This is a genomic window from Mizugakiibacter sp. (assembly GCF_039680435.1).
Lineage (GTDB): Bacteria > Pseudomonadota > Gammaproteobacteria > Xanthomonadales > Rhodanobacteraceae > Mizugakiibacter.
Genome location: NZ_JBDKSX010000078.1, coordinates 18260 through 28181, shown reverse-complemented (window position 1 = coordinate 28181; position 9922 = coordinate 18260). Strand labels below are relative to the sequence as shown.

The following is a 9922-nucleotide window of genomic DNA, read 5'->3' as shown; positions in this document are numbered from 1 at the left end:
CCACATGGAGCCGAACCGATGAGCACTGCACGCTGGTGTGTGCTGATTCCCTGCCTCGACGAGGAGCGCGCCATCCGCGGCGTGGTCGAGTCCGCGCTGGCGCTGGGTGCGCCGGTGATCGTGGTCGACGACGGCTCCACCGACCGCACGCCGGAGATCGTCGCCGCGCTGCCGGTGACGCTGCTGCGCCATCCCGAGCGGTGCGGCAAGGGCGAGGCGCTGCGCACCGGCTTCCGCGAGGCGCTGAAGCGCGGCTACGACGCGGTGGTGACGATGGACGGCGACGGCCAGCACAGCGCCGCGGACGTGCCGCGCCTGGTCGCCGCCGCGCAGCGCTATCCCGAGCACATCGTGATCGGCGCGCGCCTGCTCGACCGCGAGCGCCAGCCGAAGTCGCGCCGGCGCGCCAACGCGGTCGCCGACTGGGGCATCTCCTGGGCGTGCGCGCGGCCGATCGCCGATACGCAGAGTGGCCAGCGCTACTACCCGCGCGCGGCGCTGGAGCTGGTCGACCTGCCGGCCGAGGGCTTCGTGTTCGAGGCGGCGATCCTGATCGCGGCGACGCGCGCGCGCGGCCTCGGCGTGGTCTCGGTGCCGATCGCCTCGCGCTATGCCGGCGGCCTGCGCAGCAGCCACTTCCGCCCGATCCGCGACGTCACCCGCATCACCGCCTACACGATCGGCCAGGTGATCCGCTACGGCGACGTCTGGGCCAGCTACCGGCGCTCGCGCGCCGCCGCGCCGCTGTGCGCGGACCCGCGGCCGGCGTAGTCCGGCGCCGGCGGAAGCCGCTGCGGGAGCAGGCCGTCCCGCCGCCGCTCAGTCCTCGTCGCCGGCGCCGAGCATGCGGCGCTGGATGGTGTCGAGGTAGCGGTCCAGTTCCGCGGTGCTGGCGAAGATCTCGTCGACCGGCGTCGCATGCACGATCTCGAACACCTTGCGCACCTGCGGCTGCGGGCTGAGCATCAGCAGTGGCGCGCCGTGCTGCTGCATCGCGCGGCGCGCCTTGAACAGCACGCGCAGGCCGGCGCTGGACACGTATTCCAGCCCGGCCAGGTCGAACACCAGCGCGCTAGGCGTGCCGTCGCGCAGCACGCGTTCGAGTTCGCGATCCAGCAGCGGGCTGGTGCCCGCGTCGAGCATGCCGTGCAGTGCGATGCGGCAGCGTCCCTGCGCATCGGTTGCGGCCTGGATGTCGAGCGCCATGTCGAGTCCCTCAGCGATCGGTGGTTTTCGTGCGCCAGCGCGGCAGCACGATCCGCGTGCGGTTGCGGTCGTCCGCGCGTGAATACTCGGCGACCGAGGCCAGCCGCCGCACCAGATAGAGGCCGAGCCCGCCGACCCGGGCGTCGCCGTCGGCCCATGCCGCGGGGTCGGCCAGCGGGTGCGTGAACGGGTCGAACGGCGGCGCGTCGTCGTCCACCGTCAGCTCGAGCTGGTCGAGGGTCAGCGTCACCGCCACCGCGATATGGTGCTGCGCGCCGCCGTCGGCGTAGCCGTAGCGCAGGGTGTTGGTCAGCAGCTCCTCCAGCACCAGGCGCGCGTCCACCACCAGCTCGCTGATCGCGCCGGCGCGCTCCAGCGTGCCCTGCACGCGCGCCAGCAGTTGTTCCAGCATGTCCAGCCGCGCAGGCATCACGAAGCGCGTGCGCATGCCGGCGTGGCGGCCTTCCGCCGGCATCGCCAGGTACTGCAGCGCGAACAGGGTGATGTCGTCGCCGGGCTCGCTGTCCTGCGTGTGCCGCTGCAGGCTGGCCAGCACGCGCTCGACCGCGGCGGCCGGCGCGCGCTCGCCGGCGAGCAGCGCGGCGGTCAGGCGCGCTTCGCCGAACAGCCCGCCGCCGCCGGCGCGTGCGTCGGTGACGCCGTCGGTGTAGGCGAGCAGCAGGTCGCCGGCATCGAGCGCGTAGCGCTGCGCGGCGAACTGCGCGGCCGGATCGACGCCCAGCGGCGGCCCGCCGGCGATCGGCAGGGTCACGCACTCGCCGTCGGCGCGCAGCAGCAGCGGTGCCTCGTGGCCGGCGCTGGCGTAGGCGAGCGCGCCCTCGGCCAGGTCGAGCACGCCGCAGAACAGGGTCACGAACATCAGGTTGTCGTTGCGCTGGCACAGCTCGGCGTTGAGCCGGGTGAGGATGCGCTGCGGGTCGAGCGTGTCGCGTGCGGCGCTTTCCAGATGGCCGACCACGCGCGCCATGAACAGCGCCGCCGGCACGCCCTTGTCGGAGACGTCGCCGAGCGCGAAGCACAGGTGGCGGGTGTCGTGGCGGAACACGCCGTAGAAATCGCCGCCGACGCTGCGCGCGGGCATCAGCCGCGCGCACAGCGCGAAGCCGCTGCCGCTGCGCTGCAGCGCGCCGCCGCCGGGCAGCATGCTGCGCTGGATCTCGCGCGCCGCCTGCAGCTCGCCGTCCATGCGCGAGCGCGCCTGCACCGCGGCGGTCAGCTCGCCGATGTGCGCCTTCAGCGCGCTGCGCATGGCGTCGACCGCGCGCGCCAGTTGGCCGAGCTCGTCCTGGCGGTCGATCGGCGTCAGCGGCGAGTCGAGGTCGCCGCGCGCGACGCGCTCGAGGTCGGCATTCAGCGCGCGCAGCGGCCGGGTGATGCGCCGCCCGGTGCGCACGGCCAGCGCGCCCAGCGCGAGCAGGCCGAGCAGCGACAGTGCGCCCACGCCGCCCAGCAGCAGCTCCGCGCGCCGCGCCAGTTCGCCGTGCGTCAGGATCGCGCCGGCGCCGCCGAGCAGCATCGCGTGCACGCCGAAGTAGATCAGCGCGAGCGCGGCCAGGTAGACCAGCGCGCTGGCCAGCAGGGTCCAGAACGCGATGCGCGCGGTGAGGCTGCGGAAGGCCATGCGTGGGGCCCGCGCGACGCGCTCAAGCCGGCGCGGCGAGTGCGGGCAGGGAGGCGAAGACGGGGCTGCGCATGCGGCTCTCCTCCTTCGGCGGGCGGCGGCGCACGCCGTCGCTCCGGCATCGAAGCATGCCGCAGGCGGCGCCGGCGCGCCACTGCGCGCGGACGCGGCGTGCCATGGCGGCCACCGCGGCGCACCCCGCCCGCGGGTGCGCCGCGCGGTTAGCCGAGATCGCCCAGTTCGGCGTCCATGGTCGGCTGCGCCAGCCATGCGCCGACGTCCTCGCCGATGGCCTTCACGGTGCGGCCGAGCACCGAGCAGGACCCCTTGAAGCCGGCGAAGGCGCCGCCCATCGAGTCGCGCCGGTCCTTGAAGCTGCCGATCAGCTTGCCGTCCTGGTAGAGCTTGCCGTGCACGCTCGTGGACTTGTGGTGGCCGAGGAAGGCGTTGCCGGAGGAGACCGCGTCGCGGATCTCGACCGCCAGCACGCGTCCCGGCGCTTCCGGCTTTGCGTCCGGTGCGAACCGCACCTCGACATGGTGTTTATCGGCGTACTCGCGGATGTAGTCCGCCAGCGTGTTGCCGAGGTCGCACTCGCGCTTGATGTTGCCGGCGATGTCGCTGTCCTCGGCGTACGGCACCGGCTTCGGTACGACCACCGCGTCCGCGGCGGATGCCGAGGCGGCGCCGGTCAGCGCGAGCACGGCGGCAAGAATGCGGTATGGCATGGCGATCTCCCCCTCTCGATGGTGATCCTGTCGGCCCGCTCCCTTTTCCCCTGGCGGGTGCAGATCCTATAGCGCAAATCAGCCCATGCCGCCGTTGACCCCGATCACCTGGCCGTTGACGTAGGCGGCGGCGTCCGAGCACAGGAAGGCGACCAGCGCGGCGACTTCCTGCGGCGTGCCGGCGCGGCCGGCGGGCACCAGCGCCTGGATCTGCTCGGGGGCGAACAGGCCCGCGGTCATGCGCCCGGCGATGATGCCCGGCGCGACCACGTTGGCGGTGATGCCGCGCGAGCCCATCTCGCGCGCCAGCGACTTCACCGCGCCGTGCAGCGCGGCCTTGGCGGCGGCGTAGTTGGCCTGGCCGCGGTTGCCCAGCACGGCGGCGACCGAGCCGATGGCGACGATGCGGCCGAAGCGCGCGCGCGCCATCGGCAGCAGCAGCGGCTGCGCCGCGTGGAAGAAGCCGTGCAGCGAGACGTCGATCACGCGGTGCCACTGCCCGGCACGCATGCCGGCCAGCGGCGCGTCGTCGTGGATGCCGGCGTTGTGCACCAGCGCGTGGATCGGGCCGGCGGCGAGCAGGGTCTCCAGCGCGGCGTTCGCGGCGTCGGCGTCGGTGACGTCGAAGACCACCGCCTCGGCGCGGCCGCCGGCGGCGCGGATCGCCTCGACCACGTCGCGCGCGCGCTCGCCGTTGGCGTGGGCGTGCACGATCACGTGCCAGCCTTGCGCCGCCAGCGCCTGGCAGATCGCGCCGCCGAGGTCGCCGCTGCCGCCGGTGACCAGCGCGCGGCGCGGGGATGCGGTTGCGTTCATGCGGAACCTCCCGACGGATGGATCACCGCGGCGCGGCCTGCGGCCAGTATCCGCCCGCGGTGCTCGACGCGGAACGCATACTGCGCGCCGCCGGCGTCGGCGAGCAGGCATTCGGCATGCACGTCGAGCGCATCGGCGATGCCGTCCAGCGTGTCCACGTGCAGGACGACGTCGCGCAGCGCCACCAGCAGGCCGGGACGCGGCGCGGTTTCGCCGCGGTCGCGCGCCAGCAGCGCGCCGTGCACCGCCATCGCCTGCGCGCCGACTTCGCACAGGTGCACCGCGTGGATGCGGCCGTCGCGCCGCAGCGGGTGGTCGGCGCGCAGGTGCGCTTCGCTCAGCGCGTGGATGTGCGTCGCATCGCAGGCCAGCACCGCGTCCAGCAGCACCATCGCGCCGGCGTGCGGGATCAGGTGCGCCCAGTCAGTCTTGTCGAGCATGCGGCGCCATCAGGATCGACAGGCAGAAGTGGAAGCCGACGCCGAGCGCGACGGTCAGGCCGATCGCGCGCAGCACCGGCAGCGACGACCACGCCAGCATGCCGAACACCAGCACCGCGGAGGCCACGCACACCAGCGTGGCGTGCAGCGTGCGGCGCTGCTCGGCGGCATCGCCGGTGTCGCGCTCGAAGAACAGCGCGTAGTGCAGGCCGAGTCCGGCGGCGAGGATCAGCGCGACCAGGTGGAACAGCGACAGCGGCACGCCCGCGCCGCGCAGCACCGCCAGCACCAGGAAGGTCGCCAGCGTCATCGGCGCCAGCACGTGCCAGGCGCGGCGCGCGCCGCGCAGCGCCAGCGTCACCGTCAGCACCAGCAGCACGGCGGCGACGGCGAGCGCGCGCAGGATGCGCGCGCGGTAGGCGGCGACCAGCGATTCGGAGGCGGCCTTGAGGTCGAGCAGGCGCGCCGCGCCGCCGGTGGTCGCGGTCCAGGCCCGCAGCGCCGCCGCGTCGCGCACGCCGATCAGCGTGGCGAGGCCTAGCCAGCGGCCGTCGCGCGGCACCAGCATGGCGTCGAGGCGCGCGCCCAGCGGCGTGCGCGCGAACGCCGCCGGCGTCAGCGGCGGCAGCGTGCGCGCGGCCTCGACGTCGGCGACGAACGGCGCGAACAGATCCGGCCTGAACGGCAATTCCACCTGCGCCTCCGCCAGCGCGGCCTCGAGCGTCGCGCGATCGGGCAGCTTCGCCTGGCGCGCGCGCTGCGTGGCGACGCCGGGCAAGTAGCGCGAGGGCAGCTCGACGCCGTCCAGCGCGCGGCGCGCCACCAGCGCGTCGAGCTGCGGCGCCAGGCGTTCGGACAGCGCCAGCACGCCGTCGGCGTCGGCCGCCTGCAGCACCAGCAGGTAGCGCACGTCGGGCGCGCCCAGCGCGCCGCGCAGCGCGGCGTCGCGCGCCAGCAGCGGCTGCGGCACCGGGGTCAGCGCGGCGAGGTCGTTCTGCCAGAACGGCCCCGGCGCCAGCGCGATCGTCGCGGCGGCCGCGATGGCCAGCAGCGCCGGCAGCCAGCGCGGCCGCGGCAGCGCCCGCAGCCACCGCCACAGCGCGCCCAGGCCGGGCATGTCGGCGGCGTCGCGGAAGCGCGCCGGCAGCACGCGCGGCAGCAGATAGCGGGTGGCGAGCCCGGCGACCAGCAGGCCGACGATGGTGAACACGGCGAGCTGCTTCAGGCCGGTCACGCCGGAGGCGTAGAACGCGAGGTAGGCGATGCAGGCCGAGGCGATCGCGGTGAGCAACAGCGGCCACAGGTCGCGCACGCTGGCCAGCGCGGTGGCGCCGGCGCGGCGGTGGCTGAGCACGCGGATCGGATATTCCTGGGCGACGCCGAGCAGGGTGAAGCCGAATGCCAGCGTGATGCCATGCACCTCGCCGAAGCCCAGCACCAGCGCAGCCAGTCCGGCCAGCGCGCCGCTCGCCAGCGGCAGCGCGGTGATGCCGAGCACGGCGAAGCTGCGGTAGGCGGCCAGCAGCATCAGCAGGAAGCCGAGCGTGGTGACGCGGCCGATGCGGTCGGCCTCGGCGCGCGTGCTGGCGTTGACGATCACGGTGAAGTAGCCCGGCCCGCTCAGCGCCAGCGTCGCGGCGGCGGCGTCGGGCAACGCAGCGAACGCGCGGCGCAGTGCATCCTGCGCCACACCCTGCGCGGCCGGGTCGAAGCCGGACGCGCGCGTCTGCGCGACCAGCAGCGCCTCGCCCTGCGGCGAGAACCACACGCCGTCGCGCAGCTCGGGCGACTTCGGCGGCGCCCAGCGTTCGGCCAGCTTCAGCGTTTCCAGCGTCGGATCGCGCGGCAGCAGCGGCTTCAACAGCGCCGCGGCGGGCGAACCGAGATCGTCCAGGCGCTGTTCGAGCTGGTCGCGCAGGTACGCGGCGTCGAGCGGTTGCGCGTCCAGCGTCGGCGACAGCAGGTAGCGGTAGGGCAGCAGCTTGTTGTCGAGCAGGTCGGCGTCGAACGCGCCGTTGCCGACCTGCGCGAAGTGCGCATCGCGGCGCAGCGCCGCGGCCAGGCCGCGGCTCAGCGCGGCGAGGCGTTCCGGCGGCGCGCCGGACAGCGAGATCAGCAGCAGGCGCGAGCCCGGCCCTTCGCCGATCGCGTCCATCAGCAGCTTCTGGTCGGCCGTGGCCGGCGGCGGCATGAAGCTGCGCAGGTCGGTGCCGACGTGCAGGCGCGCGATCACGCCGACGCCGAGCGTGGCCAGCGCCGCCAGCCACAGCGCGAGCAGGACGAGGCGCGCGCGCAGGCTCACCGCGCGGCGGTCCCGCGGCAGCGCGCGTCCAGTTCGGCGCGGGTCGCGTGCGGCGTCGGCAGCGGTTCGGCGGCGGCGCCGAACAGGGTGACGCTGCGGTCGCCGTCGGCCTCGTCGAGGCGCATGCAGCGCGGCTCGCGTTCGGCGCCGTCGACGGTGATCGCGGTCACGCGCCGGCGCAGCGCGGCGTCGCGCGGCACCAGGTGCAGGGTCCAGCGCGCGGCGTCGCCGTCGGCGCGCACCTCGAACGCGTCGGCGAGCGCGGCGGCGTCGCCCGAAAGCAGCGCCTGGAAACTCAGCAGCAGGCCCTTCAGTTCGGGCGCGCGCGCCAGCGACACCTCGCGCGGCGGTCGCTGCCCGCGCTGCACGCGCAGCGTGCCGTCGGCGATGTCGGACTGCTCGCGGTAGGGCGTCGCGACGCTGCGCCGCAGGTGGTCGCCGCCCAGCCAGGCAAGCTCGCCGGTCAGCACCAGCGGGCGCTCCAGCATGCCGAGGAAGCGCACCTCGGCGAACGCGGTGCGCGCCGGCGCGGGCCGCGCCAGCGACGCCACCAGCGCGTCAGGCGAGGTGGCCGCCGCGCAGGTCGGGCTGATCAGCGCGGCCAGGGTCAGCGCCGCCGTCAGGCGCAGGGTCGTGCCAGAAATCATAGAAATTGAACCAGTTGTAGGGATGCTCGCGCACCATGGCCTCCAGGCGCGCGGCGTAACCGCGGATGAGCGCGTCGAGCGCGGCATCGCGTCCGGCGCGCGGGATCGTCGTATCCTCGGCGTACGGCTCGAACATCAGCCGGTAGCGGTTGCCGCCGAGGTACAGGCCGAAGCACAGCACCACCGGCAGTTGCAGCGTCGAGGCGATCAGCCAGGGCGCGGCCGGGAACGGCGCCGGCTCGCCGAAGAAGGGCACGCGCCGCATCGCCTCGTGGGCGCGGCCGCGGTCGCCGAGCAGGGCCACCATCGCGCCGCGCTGCGCGGCCTCGTGCATCGCCAGCACCACGTCGGTGCTGCCGCGCGAGGCGTCGATCACGTTGTTGCCGATGTCCGGCGCCAGCGCTTCCAGCAGCTCGGTCATCACCGGCGTCTGCGCCTTGTCCAGCACCACGCGCAGCGGGACCTGCGGGCGCTTCAGCGCGAGCACGCGCAGCACCTCGAAGCTGCCGACGTGCGCGCCCAGCAGCAGCACGCCGCGGCCGCCGTCGAGGCGGCGCTCCAGCGCCTCCATGCCGACGATGTCGATGTCGAAGCCGCGCATGCCGCGCGCCAGCAGGAACACGCGGTCGAGCGTGATCGAGGCGAACGCATGGATGTGGCGCAGCACGTCGGGCACGCCGGCCGGGCGGCCCAGCGCGCGGGTCAGGAACGCGCGCGAGGCGCGCCGCTCGTGGCCGCGGCGGAAGAAGAAGTACAGCGTGATCGGATACAGGATCAGGCGCGCGACGCCGCGCCCGCAGGTCAGGCCGATGCTGCGGATCAGCCACAGCGCGAAGCGCCCGCCGCCTTCCTTGCGGCCCTGCCATTGCGCGACGGTCATGGCGCGCCCTCCAGTTGGCCGCGCGCCAGCAGCACGTCGCCGCGGCGCACCGCGAAGCGCACCCGCGCGCCGGCGTCGGCGAGTTCCACCGTGGCCTCCTCGTCGGGCAGCAGCGGCGCGGCGAACTTGGCCTCGACCACGCGCGCCAGGCGCTCGCCGCGCCAGTGCGCCAGCGCCAGCGCGACGTGCTCCAGCAGCAGCACGCCGGGCACCAACGGCCGGCCCGGGAAGTGGCCGGGCAGCACCGGGTGATCGGCGCCGATGCGGAAGCTCTCGCGGTAGGTGGCGCTCATGAACGTCGGCGCAGCTCCGGCCAGTGCCGCGCCAGCTCCTGCAGGAACGCGGCGAACCCGCGCCGCGGCATGTGTGCGAGCACGCGGCGGCGCAAGGCGTATTCCAGCACGAAGGCCAGCGCCAGCACGAGGTAGGCGAGGCCGTTCACCCACAGGCTCCAGTATTCGCGCGGCAGCGGCCAGCGCGGCGCGATGCCGAAGCCGGCGAGCAGGCCGTCCGGCACCGCCAGCAGGGCGAGGCCCAGCGCCAGCGCGGCCAGCGCCGCCAGCAGCCCGGCCCAGAAGCGCGTCACCGCGCGCGTGTAGCGGCGCACCGCGGGATCGGCGGCCGCGGCGGCGCCTTCGCTGATGCGCACGAAGCGGGTCACCAGCGGCTCCGCGCCGGTGCGCAGGCTGTCGGCGAACGCGATGGCGCCGGCGGCCGGCACCAGCGCGGGCAGCAGGTAGGCGGGCAGGCTCGCCAGGTCCGCGCGCGCCAGCGCCCACAGCGCCAGCGCCGCCGCGCACCACGCCAGCCAGGCCCACGGCCGCATGCGCAGCAGTGCGGGCAGCAACGGCAGGCTGATCAGCGCCAGCACCCAAAGTGCGGCGCTGCGCGGGTCGCGGCGGGTCACGGCGACGTGCGCCACCAGCGGCCAGGCCAGCACGAGCGCGACGGCGGACGCGCCGCGCACGTTCATCACTGCGGACGATGCTGCTGGATGTGCTCGGCGAGCGCGCGCAGGCTGCCGAAGATGCGCCGGTTGTCGGGGTTGTCCGAGCGCAACTGGAAGCCGTAGCGCTTGGACACCGCCAGCGCGATCTCCAGGGCGTCGATCGAGTCCAGGCCCAGCGTACCGCCGAACAGCGGCGCGTCCGGGCCGATCTCGGCCGGGGCGACGCTGTCGAGGTTGAGGCTGGCGACGATCAGTTCGGCGAGCTCGCGCTCGGCTGCGGTCTGCTCGGTCATGCACGCTTGCTCCGGTGCC

Annotated in this window: 12 protein-coding genes; 1 reads left to right on the top strand and 11 read right to left on the bottom strand. The window is 74.7% G+C overall.

Features of this window, described 5'->3' with window-relative positions:
• Window positions 1-18 precede the first annotated feature (18 nt).
• Window positions 19-771 (top strand): glycosyltransferase family 2 protein, encoded by a 753-nt coding sequence (locus ABFC67_RS08340; protein WP_346737539.1) that lies wholly within the window; start codon window positions 19-21, stop codon window positions 769-771.
• A 48-nt stretch (window positions 772-819) separates the two neighbouring features.
• Here ABFC67_RS08340 and ABFC67_RS08335 read toward each other — a convergent pair whose 3' ends face one another.
• The 11 genes from ABFC67_RS08335 to ABFC67_RS08285 form a co-directional block, all read right to left on the bottom strand.
• A complete protein-coding gene (locus ABFC67_RS08335) occupies window positions 820-1206 on the bottom strand; it encodes an STAS domain-containing protein (protein WP_346737538.1) in 387 nt (128 codons plus the stop codon).
• A gap of 10 nt (window positions 1207-1216) precedes the next feature.
• Window positions 1217-2848, bottom strand: coding sequence for a SpoIIE family protein phosphatase (locus tag ABFC67_RS08330; RefSeq protein WP_346737537.1), 1632 nt, complete (start codon window positions 2846-2848; stop codon window positions 1217-1219).
• 221 nt (window positions 2849-3069) lie between these two features.
• On the bottom strand, window positions 3070-3576 hold the full coding sequence (locus ABFC67_RS08325; protein ID WP_346737536.1) for a hypothetical protein: 507 nt from the start codon (window positions 3574-3576) through the stop codon (window positions 3070-3072).
• Window positions 3577-3654: 78 nt separating this feature from the next.
• Entirely contained in the window at window positions 3655-4392 is a 738-nt protein-coding gene (fabG, locus tag ABFC67_RS08320; protein ID WP_346737535.1) for a 3-oxoacyl-ACP reductase FabG, read from the bottom strand.
• A complete protein-coding gene (locus ABFC67_RS08315; RefSeq protein ID WP_346737534.1) occupies window positions 4389-4832 on the bottom strand; it encodes a phosphotransferase in 444 nt (147 codons plus the stop codon). The genes fabG and ABFC67_RS08315 overlap by 4 nt, the downstream gene beginning before the upstream one ends.
• On the bottom strand, window positions 4816-7134 hold the full coding sequence (locus ABFC67_RS08310; protein ID WP_346737533.1) for a xanthomonadin transporter: 2319 nt from the start codon (window positions 7132-7134) through the stop codon (window positions 4816-4818). The genes ABFC67_RS08315 and ABFC67_RS08310 overlap by 17 nt, the downstream gene beginning before the upstream one ends.
• Window positions 7131-7781 carry a LolA-related protein gene (locus tag ABFC67_RS08305; protein ID WP_346737532.1) on the bottom strand — a complete coding sequence of 217 codons (651 nt, stop codon included), beginning with the start codon at window positions 7779-7781 and terminating at the stop codon, window positions 7131-7133. The genes ABFC67_RS08310 and ABFC67_RS08305 overlap by 4 nt, the downstream gene beginning before the upstream one ends.
• Window positions 7693-8661 (bottom strand): acyltransferase, encoded by a 969-nt coding sequence (locus ABFC67_RS08300; RefSeq protein ID WP_346737531.1) that lies wholly within the window; start codon window positions 8659-8661, stop codon window positions 7693-7695. Before ABFC67_RS08300 ends, ABFC67_RS08305 begins: the two co-directional genes overlap by 89 nt.
• The gene (locus ABFC67_RS08295; protein ID WP_346737530.1) at window positions 8658-8954 is read right to left on the bottom strand and encodes a hydroxymyristoyl-ACP dehydratase; all 297 of its coding nucleotides are present in this window, start codon (window positions 8952-8954) and stop codon (window positions 8658-8660) included. Before ABFC67_RS08295 ends, ABFC67_RS08300 begins: the two co-directional genes overlap by 4 nt.
• Window positions 8951-9634, bottom strand: coding sequence for a hypothetical protein (locus tag ABFC67_RS08290; protein ID WP_346737529.1), 684 nt, complete (start codon window positions 9632-9634; stop codon window positions 8951-8953). The genes ABFC67_RS08295 and ABFC67_RS08290 overlap by 4 nt, the downstream gene beginning before the upstream one ends.
• Window positions 9634-9903, bottom strand: coding sequence for a phosphopantetheine-binding protein (locus tag ABFC67_RS08285; protein ID WP_346737528.1), 270 nt, complete (start codon window positions 9901-9903; stop codon window positions 9634-9636). The genes ABFC67_RS08290 and ABFC67_RS08285 overlap by 1 nt, the downstream gene beginning before the upstream one ends.
• Between the last annotated feature and the right edge of the window lie 19 nt (window positions 9904-9922).